Source organism: Porticoccus sp. (assembly GCA_023261185.1).
In the GTDB taxonomy this organism is placed as follows: domain Bacteria; phylum Pseudomonadota; class Gammaproteobacteria; order Pseudomonadales; family Porticoccaceae; genus Porticoccus; species Porticoccus litoralis.
This window is the reverse complement of the sequence record JALRJN010000078.1, coordinates 1-14,680: the sequence shown is the minus strand read 5'-3', so window position 1 is coordinate 14,680 and position 14,680 is coordinate 1. Positions and strand designations below refer to the sequence as shown.

At 54.1% G+C, this 14,680-nt stretch carries 13 protein-coding genes and 3 tRNA genes; 8 read left to right on the top strand and 8 right to left on the bottom strand.

Annotation, left to right across the window (positions count from 1 at the left end; all coding sequences use genetic code 11):
- Positions 1-15: 15 nt before the first annotated feature.
- The 4 genes from ACYZYZ_RS07415 to queF all read left to right on the top strand — a co-directional run bounded on the left by ACYZYZ_RS07415 (position 16) and on the right by queF (position 2,895).
- Positions 16-91: transfer RNA gene (locus ACYZYZ_RS07415), tRNA-Gly, on the top strand.
- 263 nt (positions 92-354) lie between these two features.
- The gene (locus ACYZYZ_RS07410; protein ID WP_305169354.1) at positions 355-1,296 is read left to right on the top strand and encodes an ABC transporter ATP-binding protein; all 942 of its coding nucleotides are present in this window, start codon (positions 355-357) and stop codon (positions 1,294-1,296) included.
- Complete coding sequence (locus ACYZYZ_RS07405; RefSeq protein ID WP_305169353.1) at positions 1,293-2,066, top strand: ABC transporter permease; 774 nt, start codon at positions 1,293-1,295, stop codon at positions 2,064-2,066. The genes ACYZYZ_RS07410 and ACYZYZ_RS07405 overlap by 4 nt, the downstream gene beginning before the upstream one ends.
- Position 2,067: 1 nt before the next feature.
- On the top strand, positions 2,068-2,895 hold the full coding sequence (gene queF / locus ACYZYZ_RS07400; protein WP_305169352.1) for an NADPH-dependent 7-cyano-7-deazaguanine reductase QueF: 828 nt from the start codon (positions 2,068-2,070) through the stop codon (positions 2,893-2,895).
- Between the two features lie 36 nt (positions 2,896-2,931).
- Here the strand turns inward: queF and ACYZYZ_RS07395 are convergent, their stop codons facing one another.
- Positions 2,932-4,308 (bottom strand): adenylate/guanylate cyclase domain-containing protein, encoded by a 1,377-nt coding sequence (locus tag ACYZYZ_RS07395; RefSeq protein ID WP_305169351.1) that lies wholly within the window; start codon positions 4,306-4,308, stop codon positions 2,932-2,934.
- 124 nt (positions 4,309-4,432) lie between these two features.
- Here ACYZYZ_RS07395 and ACYZYZ_RS07390 point away from each other — a divergent pair, with 124 nt between their 5' ends.
- Both ACYZYZ_RS07390 and ACYZYZ_RS07385 read left to right on the top strand, forming a co-directional pair.
- Positions 4,433-4,990: a nitroreductase family protein gene (locus ACYZYZ_RS07390; protein WP_305169350.1), complete on the top strand. Its 558-nt coding sequence runs from the start codon at positions 4,433-4,435 to the stop codon at positions 4,988-4,990.
- Positions 4,991-5,194: 204 nt separating this feature from the next.
- Positions 5,195-5,282: transfer RNA gene (locus tag ACYZYZ_RS07385), tRNA-Ser, on the top strand.
- Positions 5,283-5,333: 51 nt separating this feature from the next.
- Here the strand turns inward: ACYZYZ_RS07385 and ACYZYZ_RS07380 are convergent.
- The 3 genes from ACYZYZ_RS07380 to ACYZYZ_RS07370 all read right to left on the bottom strand — a co-directional run bounded on the left by ACYZYZ_RS07380 (position 5,334) and on the right by ACYZYZ_RS07370 (position 6,971).
- Entirely contained in the window at positions 5,334-5,969 is a 636-nt protein-coding gene (locus ACYZYZ_RS07380; protein ID WP_305169349.1) for a glutathione S-transferase family protein, read from the bottom strand.
- A 184-nt stretch (positions 5,970-6,153) separates the two neighbouring features.
- Complete coding sequence (locus ACYZYZ_RS07375) at positions 6,154-6,864, bottom strand: 16S rRNA (uracil(1498)-N(3))-methyltransferase (RefSeq protein ID WP_305169348.1); 711 nt, start codon at positions 6,862-6,864, stop codon at positions 6,154-6,156.
- Positions 6,865-6,894: 30 nt separating this feature from the next.
- A tRNA-Arg gene (locus ACYZYZ_RS07370) sits at positions 6,895-6,971 on the bottom strand.
- 104 nt (positions 6,972-7,075) lie between these two features.
- On the opposite strand from ACYZYZ_RS07370, the gene ACYZYZ_RS07365 reads away from it, so the two are divergent.
- Positions 7,076-7,864: a methyltransferase domain-containing protein gene (locus tag ACYZYZ_RS07365; RefSeq protein WP_305169347.1), complete on the top strand. Its 789-nt coding sequence runs from the start codon at positions 7,076-7,078 to the stop codon at positions 7,862-7,864.
- Here ACYZYZ_RS07365 and ACYZYZ_RS07360 read toward each other — a convergent pair.
- From ACYZYZ_RS07360 to acnB, 4 genes are all read right to left on the bottom strand, one after another.
- Positions 7,861-8,343, bottom strand: a complete 483-nt coding sequence (locus ACYZYZ_RS07360) for a J domain-containing protein (RefSeq protein ID WP_305169346.1) — start codon at positions 8,341-8,343, stop codon at positions 7,861-7,863. The two genes, ACYZYZ_RS07365 and ACYZYZ_RS07360, sit on opposite strands and share 4 nt — an antisense overlap.
- 72 nt (positions 8,344-8,415) lie before the next feature.
- Positions 8,416-9,744 carry a prephenate-dependent tRNA uridine(34) hydroxylase TrhP gene (gene trhP, locus ACYZYZ_RS07355; RefSeq protein WP_305169345.1) on the bottom strand — a complete coding sequence of 443 codons (1,329 nt, stop codon included), beginning with the start codon at positions 9,742-9,744 and terminating at the stop codon, positions 8,416-8,418.
- A 125-nt stretch (positions 9,745-9,869) separates the two neighbouring features.
- Positions 9,870-11,090: a polyhydroxyalkanoate depolymerase gene (gene phaZ / locus ACYZYZ_RS07350; protein ID WP_461483806.1), complete on the bottom strand. Its 1,221-nt coding sequence runs from the start codon at positions 11,088-11,090 to the stop codon at positions 9,870-9,872.
- A 240-nt stretch (positions 11,091-11,330) separates the two neighbouring features.
- Entirely contained in the window at positions 11,331-13,940 is a 2,610-nt protein-coding gene (gene acnB / locus ACYZYZ_RS07345) for a bifunctional aconitate hydratase 2/2-methylisocitrate dehydratase (protein WP_461483805.1), read from the bottom strand.
- Between the two features lie 157 nt (positions 13,941-14,097).
- Between acnB and ACYZYZ_RS07340 the strand changes: the two genes are divergently transcribed.
- Positions 14,098-14,580, top strand: a complete 483-nt coding sequence (locus tag ACYZYZ_RS07340) for a DUF1289 domain-containing protein (RefSeq protein ID WP_461483804.1) — start codon at positions 14,098-14,100, stop codon at positions 14,578-14,580.
- The last annotated feature ends 100 nt before the right edge of the window (positions 14,581-14,680 follow it).

The window sequence follows — 14,680 nt, the reverse complement described above, 5'->3', positions numbered from 1 at the left end:
ATACTGGTAAAAAGTGCGGGAATAGCTCAGTTGGTAGAGCGCAACCTTGCCAAGGTTGAGGTCGCCGGTTCGAACCCGGTTTCCCGCTCCAGTTTATCTCTCCTTTTTCATACTCCTCTAAGAAACTCCTTTTTCTGCGTGGTATTACACTGACAGCTGTGTTGTCAGTCTGTAGTTCCGCTGGTGGAGAAGGCTGCTTTTTCAGAATAGTAGCTGCGTCATGTGTCCCTGGTTTACGACGCCACGGGTTTTTTCCCACAAATTTCTTTAGACTAGCGTTCGGTGTGCTGTTCAGTAATACGCCCTGTGGATTGCCGGGCAGCCGCCAGGGCTTTTCGACAGGTTTGGAGTACTATGACTGCCGCACTCTCTATCAGTGATCTTCACAAATGCTATGACAACGGGTTTGAAGCCCTCAAGGGTATTAGCCTTGACGTTCAGCAGGGTGATTTTTTCGCCGTGTTGGGGCCTAACGGCGCTGGCAAATCCACCACCATCGGCGTCATCTGTTCGCTGGTGAAGAAAACCAGTGGCAAGGTCTCCGTATTCGGTACCGATATCGATGACAACTTCTCCCTGGCCAAGCAAAACATCGGTGTAGTTCCCCAGGAATTTAATTTCAACCAGTTTGAAAAAGTCTTTGATATCGTCAAGACACAGGCCGGTTATTTTGGGTTGCCATCGAAGCTGGCAGAAGAGCGCACTGAAAAATATCTGAAGCAACTGGGGCTCTGGGATAAACGACATCAGCGTTCGCGAATGCTGTCCGGCGGAATGAAGCGGCGGTTGATGATTGCCCGCGCCCTGGTGCACGAACCCCGCTTGCTGATTCTCGATGAGCCGACGGCAGGCGTTGATATTGAGCTGCGCCGTTCCATGTGGCAGTTCCTGCGTGACATTAATGCCCAGGGTACGACCATTATTCTGACCACTCATTACCTTGAGGAGGCAGAGAGCCTGTGCCGGAATGTCGCCATCATTGATCGCGGTCAGATCATTCAGAACACCACCATAAAAGCCCTGCTTAAGCAGCTGAACAAGGAGGTGTTTATTCTCGATACCCGGGAAGAGCTAGGCGAATTTCCAGCCATTGACGGCTATCCGGGACAGCTGCTCGACGACCACAGCTTTGAGGTGGAAGTGGAAAAGCACCAGTCACTCAATGAGCTGTTTGCCAGCCTCAGTGAGCGGGGCATCCATGTCACCAGCATGCGCAATAAGGCCAACCGTCTGGAGGAGCTGTTTGTGTCACTGGTGGAGTCGCACAACGGTGGCAAGCAGGAGGTGCAGCCATGAATGCCCGGCAGCAGTGGGTGGCGTTTTACACTATCCTGGAAAAAGAAATCCGTCGTTTCATGCGCATCTGGCAACAAACGCTGTTGCCCCCTGCCATAACCATTGCCCTCTATTTTGTCATTTTCGGGCGCTTGATTGGCCCCCGCATCGGTGAAATGTCCGGCTTCAGCTATATCGAGTTTGTGGTTCCCGGCCTGATCATGATGTCGGTGATTACCAACTCTTATTCCAATGTGGTGTCGTCTTTTTTCGGCACCAAATTTCAACGCAGTATCGAAGAGCTACTGGTATCACCGGTGCCCAACTACATTATTCTGCTGGGCTATGTGATCGGTGGTGTGGCGCGTGGGCTGGCTGTCGGGGTGATCGTGACATTGTTATCCCTGTTCTTTACCAAGTTACAGGTCAGCCACTTGGGCATTACCATCGCTATCGTATTTCTCACCGCGGTATTGTTTGCCCTTGCGGGATTCATTAACGCCGTTTTCGCTAACAGTTTTGATGATATTTCCATTATTCCCACCTTCGTGCTGACACCGTTGACTTACCTGGGCGGAGTGTTCTATTCAATCGGCATGCTGCCCGCTTTCTGGCAGGGCGTCTCCCAGGCCAACCCTGTGCTATATATGGTCAATGCCTTTCGCTATGGGTTGCTCGGTGTTTCCGATATCAACGTGGTGTGGGCCTTCATCATGGTGATGGCATTCTGTGTAGTGCTGTTTGTCTATTCACTCTATCTGCTGGAGCGCGGCAAAAGGCTGCGCAGTTGAGGTGACTGTGGTCGATAAGCCCTTGTTGCTTGGCGCTGAAACCGAGTATCCGGATCAGTACAGCCCGCAACTTCTGCAACCGATTGCCCGGAGTGAAGGGCGTCAGGCGTTGGGACTGGAAGGAGAACCTAAATTTTTCGGTTTTGATCTCTGGACTGGCTACGAGCTTTCCTGGCTGGATATGCGCGGCAAACCCGTGGTGGCTGTGGTAGAGATTTCCATGCCATGCCACACAGAAAACCTGGTGGAATCCAAGTCCCTCAAGCTTTACCTGAACTCGCTTAATCAGGAACGCTACCACTCACCCCAGGATGTGGCGACGTTGCTGGAAAAGGATATCTCGGCATGCGTTAACGGGCCGGTTCAGGTGGGAATTCATCCCGCAGACACTTTCAGGCACCGGGGTATAGGCTCATTCCCTGGTACCTGTCTGGATGAGCTGCCGATTGAGGTCGACAGTTATTCTCCGGATGCCACACTGTTGGCGCTCACCGGTCAGCGAGAGGTCGTGACAGAATCGCTTTACAGCCATCTGCTGAAAACCAACTGCCCGGTGACCGGCCAGCCTGATTGGGCCAGTATCCTGATTCGCTATACGGGCTGGCCCATCGAGCATGAGGGGTTGCTGCGCTATCTGATTTCCTTCCGAAATCACCAGGATTTTCACGAGCAGTGTGTGGAGCGAATCTTTACGGAGATCAATGAGCTCTGTGCGCCGGATCAGCTGGAGGTTTACGCCCGCTACACTCGGCGTGGTGGCTTGGATATCAACCCCTACCGCAGTTCCATTAAAAGCGATGCACCCCGTATCCGCCTTTCCAGGCAGTAACGCTGGTTAATAGGGCTTTCAGGGCTTTCAGGGCTTTCAGGGCTTTCTGGTTTTCTGCAGGTGTTCTGCCGCTTCCAGCAGGGAACGCAGGATCTTGTCCTGGTCGTAATTGCGGATGCGGTCGGTGTCCATGTAGAACGAAAAACCGTCGGTAATATGTTCGAAATAGCGGTGGGCACCCTTGAGATTCTTGCGCAGGTCGATGGCCGCATAGGCCTTAACCGGATGTTGAAAGCCTTTCACCTGGATTTCACCGCGCTCTTCGCACAACACTAATTCTTTGATCAGCGAGTAGGTCTCGTGTGAGATCAGGATTTCACCTGGCTGCGCGGCGGACTCGAGACGGCTGGCAAGATTCACTTCGGTTCCGAGCAGTGTGTAGTCCAGGCGGTCTTCGGTACCAAAATTGCCCACCGCACAGTAACCGGTATTAATACCCATACGGATTTCCAGAGGCTTGCGAATACCTTGGTTGGCCCAGCGCTGTTGCAGCTCTTTCATGTGTTTCTTCATGTCGATGGCCATGGAGACTGCCGCCAGGCAATCTTCCTTGGCTCCCTTGGTACTTGGGTCACCAAAGAACACCATCACGGCGTCACCGATAAACTTGTCGATGGTTCCACCGTGCTTGAGTGCGATCTGCGACATTTCTGTCAGGTAATTATTGAGCAGGTTGGTGAGGGGTTCCCCTTCCATTTCCTCCGCCAGTTCACTGAATCCTTTAATATCGGAAAAGAAAATGGTTAGCTTGCGGCGGTGGGTTTCAAGCTTCACATCCTTGCCGGACTGAATCGCTTTGAGCAATGTTGGAGAAAGATATTTAGACAGGCGGTAATTGCGAAGTTTCAGCTGAATCTGCTGCTTCTCTAACTGGCTGATTTTTTCATGCTGATCGTGCATCTGCCGCAAGCTGTTCCGGCCGAATATGCAGGCATAGACTCCCAGGGCGATCAGGGGCGGCAGGCATACCGCCAGAGAGACTTCCGTTGTCCACCACAGCTGCAGGGCAAACATGGTCGCCGCAATGCCGATTACCATTGCCAGGTTGTCGATAACCAGCTTTTGCCAGGTGCCGTTAGCCAGGGCATTAAATTGCAGGGCTAGGAAAAATATCAGGGAAGGTATGGGGCTCAGTTGCAGGAAACCCAGCACGCAGCCCAGCAAAAGGGCGTCGATAAAGGCAAACAACCGGCAGACTGCAGCACGCCTGGATTCATCAAAGCGCTGCAACAGTCCATTTGCAGAGGCGATATAGAGTGCTGCCAGAAGCATAGGCAGCGCTTTGGTCAGGTCTTGGCTCAGGGCCTCATGACTGAGGGCAATGGCGGCAATACCAGCAAAGCCATTAAGAAAACGAAACAGGCCCTGATAACGGATCAACCTTGCGGTCTCTTTCGAACTCTCTTCATTCATCCTGTAAGATGTTGCCCCGACATGCCATCCAGTGCGGCTAATTACACGATGTCTGGCTGTAAATGTCCATGTTTGTCCCAGGTGGTGATCGGGATGGTCGTTTCTAACCGAGGAAGATCTATAGATGGATGCCATTAAAGCGTTGCACGAACGCATCTCCTGTCCGAGATTGTCGGCACCAGCCCCTGCCGGTGAAGTGCTGGCCAATATTCAGAAGGCGGCTTTCCGGGCGGCTGACCACGGGCGAATGCGGCCATGGCGTTTTCTGGTTTTGGAGGGAGACGGACTGGTGGCACTGGGCGAATTATTTGCCCATGCGGAGACAGTAAAGAATCCGGATCTGAGTGACAAAGAGCGCCAACGTGCTCTTGGCAGACCACTGAGGGCACCCATGGTGATTGTGGCCATTGCCAGTCCAAAGGCCAACCTGAAAGTGCCTGAGATTGAGCAGGTTATCTCTACTGGTGCAGCAGTGCAGAATATGATTACTGCAGCGTACGCGCAAAATGTCGGTGCAATCTGGCGTACCGGTGACTATGCCTACGACCGCAATGTGATGGACGGCCTGGGGCTTAGACAGGATGAGAAAATCGTAGGGTTTCTTTACCTTGGCACCATGGAGTTCACACCACCCCCCGCACCGGAAGTGGAGGTCTCTGAGTATTTTGCGAACTGGCCGTGATCGTTGCTTTTTTGGGGGTGCTTGTGTACAGTTGCGGCCCTCAAAAAGTGCGGTCAAATGCCCGGAATCATTGATTCAGGCAGTTTCGCAGAGAGCGCCGGAGCTTGTGACGGCGACCCGAAGGGCGAGGGGAGTATCCCCGAGTAACGAGTACGCCTGGCGTGCTTATCCTGAGAGTAAAAAAACAAGCAGACAGTTTTATCTGGTGAGGTGTCCGAGTGGTCGAAGGAGCACGCCTGGAAAGTGTGTATACGGAAACGTATCGAGGGTTCGAATCCCTCCCTCACCGCCAAAAATAAAAAGCCCGGCTCAATGCCGGGCTTTTTTGTTAAACATCGTTTGTTCAGGCTTTCGCGCTGGGTCTGGCAGAGACTTCCTCGTACCAGCGCAGGCTGTTGGTATTTTTATCCGGAATGGTGATGTCCACCCACTTGGCGAAGTCCACGGCACATACGGCGGTGATATCCACCATGGTAAAACGATCACCGGTGATGAATTCATTCCCGTCCAGGAATTTTTCCAGCCAGTAAAAGAAACGGTCGAGGGATTTTTTACCGCGGTCAATGAGCCCCGGAATTGCCGGGGTGTCGCCGGCGCCAGGCAGACTGCGGTAGCAAAAGCTTTCATTGTCGGGCTGGTTGCGGAATACCTCTGAGGTCGCAATCATTCCGTCAAATTCCATTTTGCGTTGCAGGCATTCAATCTGCGCCCGCTCTACCGGGGTGGTTCCCAGTAGGGGTGGCTCGGGATATAGTTCCTCAAGGTAACGGCAGATGGCCATTGCCTCGTCAAAACGGGTTCCGTCGTCAAGCTCCAGCACGGGAAGCAGGCCTCTTGGGTTAATCGCGAGAAAGCTCTCTTTCAGGTTTTCTCCACCCAGGATATCCACTTCCACTTTGGGGATATCGAGGCCTTTTTCGGCGATGAACATCCGGGCTCTTCTGGGGTTGGGTGCTACCGCGCAATCGTACAATTTCATCAGTGACTACCTCTTTATTATTTTGATGTTGAACTTGTGGGCGTGCTGACCATGCTCAAAAGTTGACTGGTCAGTCTGGATAGAAAAGTAAGATACCGATTCTGATAGTTTTTAGCAAATGCTAATGCCCGACCTTTTTGGAGGGGTTTAATGAGTGTATTTAGAGGGTGTAAGCGAGGCCTTGTTATTGAAACAATCTGCCGAGAATAGCTGGAATAGCCGTTTCCACACGCAGAATACGCGCGCCCAGAGTCACCGCATCAAACCCGGTTTCCTGAAATTTTTGGATTTCGTAATCAATAAACCCCCCTTCAGGTCCCAAGGCCAGCACCAGGTTGTCCTGAACTGAGGTGGGGCAAGGCATCTCGCCAGAGGGATGTGCGACCAGTGCCATGTTTCCGGCCACCAGTCCGGGTAATTCGTCCTCTACAAAGGGTTTAAAGCGCTGCCTGATGTGTACCTCGGGAAGCAGTGTGTCACAGCCCTGTTCAAGCCCCAGCAACAACTGTTCACGGATGGCGTGTTCAGAGAGAAAAGGACTCTGCCAGTAGCTTTTCTCTACTCGCCAGCTATTGATCAGGTACAGCTGTTTGACACCCATAGTAGCGACAGTCTGCAATACACGGCGCAACATTTTCGGCCTGGGCAGAGCTAGCAACAGGGTGATGGGCAGCGGGGGAGGTGGTGCTTTGTCCAGGGATACTTCCAGCTCCGCCAGCGTCTGCGACAACTGTAGGATGCGGGCCGTGCCCATGCTTCCATTGAGAACCCCGGCTTTCAACGTGTCACCGGTTGTGACCCCGTGAACGTCTTGCATATGTTGCAGGCGGCGTCCCTGCAACTGAACCCGATTTTCATCGATAAAATCACCGGGTTCCAAAAGCAAAAGGTTCATCAGGAAATGCCCGAAGGGGTGAATAATATATGGCGCCCCGGAGAGGATTCGAACCTCTGACCTGCCCCTTAGGAGGGGGCCACTCTATCCAGCTGAGCTACCGGGGCGAAGACATATGGTGACAGCGCGGGTATTCTAGCGTTCGCACCAGTTGGCGGCAAATGACAGCCCCACGAGCAGGTAATTTTCACAAGGGACCTACCGCGACGCTATGCAACAAGACCGAAACTTTGATGATCTTGCCGAGCGCTTTCAGCGCAAAATTTATGGTGGGCTGAAAGGCGAAATTCGTTTGGCTGTTCTTTGGCGTGACCTGGAAAGCGAAGTGCCGACACTGAAAGAGGGTCGGCCTCTGCGGATTCTGGATGTGGGCGCAGGGTTAGGGCAGCTGGCCATCCGTTTGGCGGCTATGGGTCATGATGTTGTGGTCAATGATATTTCCGCTGAAATGCTTGCCATTGCCCGGGAGGCCGCCAGAAAAGAGGGCGTCGAGGGTCTTATTCAATGGCATCACGGAGCCTTCCAGCAGTTGCCAGCCCTTGATCTGGGTACATTCGATGTGGTGCTTTGTCATGCTGTGATGGAGTGGCTGGCAGAGCCGGAAACTTTACTTCCAGTATTGAAGCAGTTTCTCACGCAGGGCGGTGTGTTGTCCCTCAGCTACTACAACCGCCATTCACTGGAATACCGCAACCTGATCCGCGGCAATTTTAATCTGCTGGAACGTGAAAATCTGGCAGGTAATCAGGGATTCAGCGCTGATCCCGGTAGCCTGACGCCCGGCAATCCACAGTCTCCCGAGCAGGTTGGTCGTTGGGTCGAGGAAGCCGGTCTGTCGGTGATGGCCACCAGTGGTGTACGGGTGTTTTCTGATTATGTGACGTCACCCCGTGGTGGCAATACCGTGCCAGAGGCCGTGGTTGATATGGAGTTACGCTATTCGCGCCGCGAACCTTATTTGTGGTTGGGTCGGTATATACATCTGTTGCTGAAAAACTAGCCGTAGCGCTTTAGCAGCAGGTCTCTGGCGGCATTCAGCTGCGATGCAATGTAATCGTTGCCACCGCGGTCGGGGTGGAGTTTCTGTATAAGCCGTTTGTGCGCCATGACGATGTCTTCTCGGCTGGCACCGGGTTTCAGTCCTAGCAGTTGCAGTGCCTCATGCTCGGTGAGAATCCGGTTTTCCTGCGATGCCGGGGGCTGCTGTTGTTGACGCTTTTTCAGCCACAATTGGAGGAAAGGGAGGGAGCGCATCAGCAATCCGAGCAGGACCTTGGCAAACGGTATAACGGCAGTGACAGCGGCGACAATCCAGTGAACGCGCCCTGTGGCTGCCAGAAGTAGAACGATACCCAGCACCGCAAAGAACCCTGATCGCATCAGGAAATTACGGCGTTTTTCCGGAGATAATCTGATTAATTGTTGCCAGGCGACGTAGGCGAGAATCCCCAACGCCAGCAACAGAATAATACGTGCCACGTTAACCGTCCGTTAGCTTTAACTCAAAGTCTAACAGGAACCCTGGTAAGAAAGTGAGCGGTTCCGAACGACTTACAGATAACGCATCAGCATGGCGTAGCCGCCATCTTCTGCAAGGGGTAGGTCCACGGGCATGGGTATGCGTACCACATGGCCGGAACCGGGAGCGGCATCCATCTTTTCCCCGTCGCGGTTTTCCAGTGCATCGAGGTTGAAAGTCATATTACCTGCCGGGGTGATTAACTCCAGGGTGTCGCCTTTTTCAAAGCGGTTTTTCACTTCGACGGTAAACCAGCCCTTGTCCTTTTCTACGCCGCAGATTTCACCCACAAACTGCTGGTTGGGGTTGGTGGATACACCCTGCTGGTAATTTTGGTATTCCTGCGGTACATGGCGGCGGTAAAAGCCTTCGGTGTAGCCGCGATTGGCCAGATGGTCCAGTTCTGCCATCAGATTCATGTCAAAGGGCTTGCCGGCCAGGGCGTGGTCGATGGCGCGGCGGTAGACCTGAGCGGTGCGGGCCACGTAATAGTGGGATTTGGTGCGCCCTTCAATTTTGAGGGAATGGATACCCATGTTGACCAGGCGCTCGACGTGCTGCACAGCGCGCAGGTCTTTGGAGTTCATGATGTAGGTACCGTGCTCGTCCTCATAGGCGGGCATCAGTTCACCGGGGCGGCCCTGCTCTTCAAGAAGCATCATCGGTTCCACTTCATCGTGATTGTCCGGCGCTTTTTCCGGCTCCCACATCTTGGTGGGAATAATGTCACCGGTTTCTGTCTGCTTGGCTTCGTGGGCATCGTATTTCCAACGACAGGCGTTGGTGCAGGCCCCTTGGTTGGGGTCACGGTGGTTCATGTAGCCGGATAGCAGGCAGCGGCCTGAGTAGGCGATACACAGGGCGCCATGGACAAACACCTCCAGCTCCATTTCAGGTACATGCTGGCGGATTTCCTCGACTTCATCCAGGCTCAACTCCCGGGAGAGGATGGTCCGCACAATACCCTGCTGCTGCCAGAATTTCACCGTAGCGTAGTTGACGGCATTGGCCTGCACAGACAGGTGAATGGGCATATCTGGCCACTTTTCGCGCACCATCATGATCAGGCCGGGATCCGACATGATCAACGCATCCGGTTTCATATCGATGACGGCTTCCATATCACGAAGATAGCTGCGTACCTTGTCGTTATGGGGAGAAATATTGCTGGCAATGTAGAACTGCTTACCCTGTGCGTGGGCCTCGGCGATGGCATCCGCCATCACATCCAGGTGATTAAACTCGTTATTACGCACGCGAAGGCTATAGCGGGGCTGACCGGCATAGACCGCATCGGCACCGTAGGCAAAAGCATAGCGCATGTTTTTGAGTGTTCCCGCCGGGGATAGCAGCTCGCTCATAGTGGTCACCTGAAGAAAGGGCGGCAATTTTACATGGTTGTACAGGATTTATACAGCTATCTGCAGCGGGCTGGCGCTATGAAAAAAGCCGGGCGGTGCCCGGCTTTAACAGGAATCCTTGCCTATCAGTTGTGGCCGTCAATCCACTCTTTGATCAGTGGTGCCACAAACTTGCGGTATTTGCTGCCGTTGAAGATCCCGTAGTGACCAACATCCAGTTGTACATGGTGTTTCTTTAGCTTTTTGGGCAGTTGATCGCAGAGGTTCAGAGCGGCTTCGGTCTGGCCGAGGCTGATCATGTCGTCCTTTTCCCCTTCGAGGGTAAAAATGGCGACATCCTTGATATCACTGCAACTGACGGGTTCGCCATAGTAGGTCATGGCCCCTTTGGGCAGTTTCTGATCGAGGAAAACCCGTTCCATGGTTTCCATGTAGTAGTCGGCGTCCATGTCCAGTACGGCCATGTATTCGTCGTAGAAATCTCGATGGCGGTCGGCTTCATCCACACGGCCATGGGCGATATCCTTAAAGAACTGCACGTGTTTCTGAATATGGGATTTCATGTTCATGGACATGAAGCCACCCAGTTGCAACATGCCCGGATAGACCTTGCGACCGGCACCGGGATAGCGGGAGGGCACTTTGTGAATCAGCACGCGCTTTAACGCCTTGGCGGACATTTTGTCCACCCGCTTGGTAAATTCATTGGGATTGACGCGAATGTCGATGGGGCCAGCCATCATGGTCAGCGTTTTGGGGCGCGCCGGGTTGTCATGTTTGCTCATGTGCGCGACGGCGGTCAGGCCAGGAACGGCAGCCTGACAGATGGCAAACATATGGCTGCCCGGGCCCATGAATTCCATGAACTCGATCAGGTAAGCAACATACTCTTCAAACCCAAATTTGCCTTCGGTCAGGGGGACGTCACGGGCATCCAGCCAGTCGGTGACGTACACCTCGTAGGTATCGAGAAACTCGCGGAAGGTTTCCCTGGAAAGGGTGGCGTGGTGGCCGGAGAGTGCTGCCACACAGAGCAGTTTGGGTGCATCAGTCGGAAGTCCTTCACGGCGGAAACGCAACAGGTGACAGAAAGGCTTGTCCATGACGATATCTTCGTGAACGGCATATTCCACATCGTCGATAACCACCGGTTCATATTCAAAACCCTGTTTTTGGTAATGTTTCAGAAGGCGAATGGTGGATTCCAGAAAGGCTTTCCTGAATCGGCCCAGCTTGGTCTTGGAAAAGGGGTTCTTTTCGTGGGTGATAATATCGTGGGTCAGATCCAGTGCGGTATTGATGGGCACCAGGGACTGACGGTATAAATCATAAATATGGTATTGCATAGGCACCTGCCATAATTTTTTGTAACTGCATGAGTGGATACCAGTTTATGCACAGCAGATTAGAATAGGCAACCTAAAACCGGTTAGACAAAAGATTGATGTCTCCCGGCATACATACAAATTTACCCGCCTGAGAACAGGCTGTTACAGCAGCCACAGACCAGCTCGGATTTATGGTTGGACATAAAAAAAGCCCCGCTAAGCGGGGCTTTTTTGGTAGTGCGTTGCTTTCGCAGCAGATCAGGCAACATCCACGATCTGCTCGGCAGCAATGCGCTTGCCTTCGTCAGCGGCTTTCTGGAAAGACTCGATCTGGTCAAAGTTCATGTAGCGATAGATCTCGCCAGACATGGAGTTGACCTTGTTGGCGTATTCCATGTACTCCGCTGGAGTCGGCAGACGTCCCAGAATACCGCCCACAGCTGCCAGTTCCGCAGAGGTCAGGTACACATTGGCACCGTCGCCGAGGCGGTTCGGGAAGTTACGGGTAGACGTGGACAATACTGTGCTGCCGGGGTTTACACGTGCCTGGTTACCCATACACAGGGAGCAACCGGGCATTTCGGTGCGGGCGCCGACTTTACCGTAAATGTTGTAGTAGCCCTCTTCCATCAGTGTGTGGGCATCCATACGGGTTGGAGGGCTGATCCAGAAGCGGGAGTTAACGCGATCCGCTTCGTTCAGCAGTTTGCCAGCGGCGCGGAAGTGGCCGATGTTGGTCATACAGGAGCCGATAAAGACTTCGTCCACGTTGTCGCCAGCCACTTCGGAGAGCAGCTTGGCGTCGTCGGGATCGTTCGGACAGCAGACGATGGGCTCTTTGACTTCAGACAGGTCGATTTCGACAACGGCGGCGTATTCGGCGTCGGCGTCAGCTTCCATCAGGGATGGATTGGCCAGCCACTCTTCCATCTTGCGTACGCGGCGTTCCAGAGTACGAACATCGCCGTAGCCTTCGGAGATCATCCAGCGCAGTAGAGTAATGTTGGAGTTCAGGTACTCGGCGACAGAGTCTTCGCTGAGCTTGATGGTGCAGCCGGCGGCAGAGCGCTCAGCGGACGCATCGGACAGTTCAAATGCCTGCTCAACAGTCAGGTTGTCGAGACCTTCAATTTCCAGCACTCGGCCGGAGAAGAAGTTCTTCTTGCCTTTCTTCTCAACGGTCAACAGGCCTTGTTTGATGCCGTAGTAAGGGATGGCGTGAACCAGGTCGCGAAGAGTAATGCCGGGCTGCATTTCACCCTTGAAGCGAACCAGTACGGACTCGGGCATATCCAGCGGCATGACACCGGTAGCGGCAGCAAAGGCCACTAGGCCGGAACCGCCAGGGAAAGAAATACCCATCGGGAAGCGGGTGTGGGAGTCACCACCGGTGCCCACGGTATCGGGCAGCAACATGCGGTTTAGCCAGCTGTGAATGATGCCGTCGCCAGGGCGCAGGGAAACACCGCCGCGGTTCATGATGAAGTCGGGCAAGGTGTGCTGGGTGTCAATGTCCACGGGCTTCGGATAAGCAGCGGTGTGACAGAAGGACTGCATCACCAGATCGGCGGAGAAGCCCAGACAAGCCAGGTCTTTCAGCTCGTCGCGTGTCATCGGGCCAGTGGTGTCCTGGGAGCCCACAGTGGTCATCTTCGGCTCGCAGTAAGTGCCGGGGCGAACACCTTCGACGCCACAGGCCTTGCCAACCATTTTCTGAGCCAGGGTGTAACCCTTGCCGGTGTCAGTGGGCTGGGCTGGCTGGCGGAACAGGTCGGAAGCGGGCAGGCCCAGGTGCTCACGGGCGCGCTGGGTCAAACCGCGGCCAACGATCAGGTTGATACGGCCATCGGCCTGTACTTCATCCAGAATCACGTCGGACTTAAAGGCGAACTCGGACAGAACCGCACCGGACTCGCTGAGAATTTTGCCGTCGTAGGGGCGGATTTCAATCACGTCACCCATGTTGATTTCGTCAACGGGGGCTTCGAAGACCAGAGCTCCAGCATCTTCCATGGTGTTGAAGAAGATGGGGGCCACTTTGCCACCAATACAGATGCCGCCAGAGCGCTTGTTGGGCACGCCGGGCATGTCTTCACCGAAGAACCACAGTACGGAGTTGGTGGCGGATTTCCGGGAGGAACCGGTACCTACCACGTCGCCGACAAAGGCAACAGGCAGACCTTTTGATTTGATGTCTTCGATCTGTTTCATCGGGCCGATAGAGCCGGGCTCGTCAGGCGACAGGCCTTCGCGGGCCATTTTGTAGGCGGCCAGGGCGTGCAGCGGGATATCGGGACGGGACCACGCATCAGGTGCGGGAGACAGATCATCGGTGTTGGTTTCACCGGTGACTTTGAAAACGACCATCTTGATCGACTCGGCGACGGCATCCCGTGATGTAAACCACTCGCCGTCTGCCCAGCTTTGCATGACGGCTTGGGCGTGACTGTTACCAGTTTTGGCGAGCTCTTCAACATCGTGGAAGGCATCGAACATCAGCAATGTGTGCTTGAGTTGTTCCGCAGCCAATGCGCCGAGGGTGTCATCCGCGAGCAAGGTCACTAGCGTTGCGATGTTGTAGCCACCGAGCATTTGGCCGAGGAGGGCAATGGCTTGCGCCGCGTCGATCAAGGCGCAATCGATTTCACCCTTGGCGATCGCAGAGAGAAAACCCGCCTTCACGTAGGCCGCTTCGTCCACGCCTGGCGGTACGCGATTACTGATCAAGTCCACCAACGTCGCTTCCTCGCCAGCAGGCGGGTTTTTCAGTAATTCGACCAACTCGGCCGTCTGCTCTGCGCTCAGTGGCTTTGGGGGAATGTTCTGTTGCGCGCGCTCGGCAACGTGTTCGCGGTAGGCTTGCAGCACAGTTTTGCTCCTCGTATTGACTGGCCGCCGCGTCAGCACGGACGCTGAGCAGGGCAGGGACTTTGACGGGGCGCAAGTATAGCCTCAGAAGGCTACTCTCGATAGTGAATCCTTCGCATACCGTGCATTTACGGTATGCATACCCTACACTTTCGCCATGACACGAAACCCCTCTGCATCACGACCCATTCGAACGCCCTGTATTGGGGTGTGCTCCACCGGCATTGGTGATGCGGTCTGCCGTGGGTGTAAACGCTTTGCCTATGAGGTGATCGACTGGAATGGCTATACGCAAGAGGAGAAGCGAATCGTCGATGGTCGCCTCAGTCAGTTTTTAGCGACCTGCGTGGCGCACAATTTTCGAATTGTCGATGAAAAATTACTGCGCTGGCAGCTCGAGGTTCAACAGATCCAGTTCAACCCGGATCACGACCAATACTGCTGGTTGTTTGCTTTGCTGAAGGCTGGTGCAAGCCAAATTGATGACTCTCTGCAGTACGGCTTCCAACGCCAGGATCGCGTGGCTGGACAGTCTCTGGTGGCGTTGCGCGAGGTGATTGATCAGGAGTTTTGGGAACTTTCGGTCGGGCATTATGAGCGCTACCATGCGACTCCGGATTTGTTCTCGGTATCCAGCTAATGGCAAAGGCTATTGATCTCGGCCCTGTAAGGGCGTTTCTGCGTTGCGCTACCCCAAAAGCATGGCTCGATGCTGCGCTCGCTGATCAGCAGACGCTGCT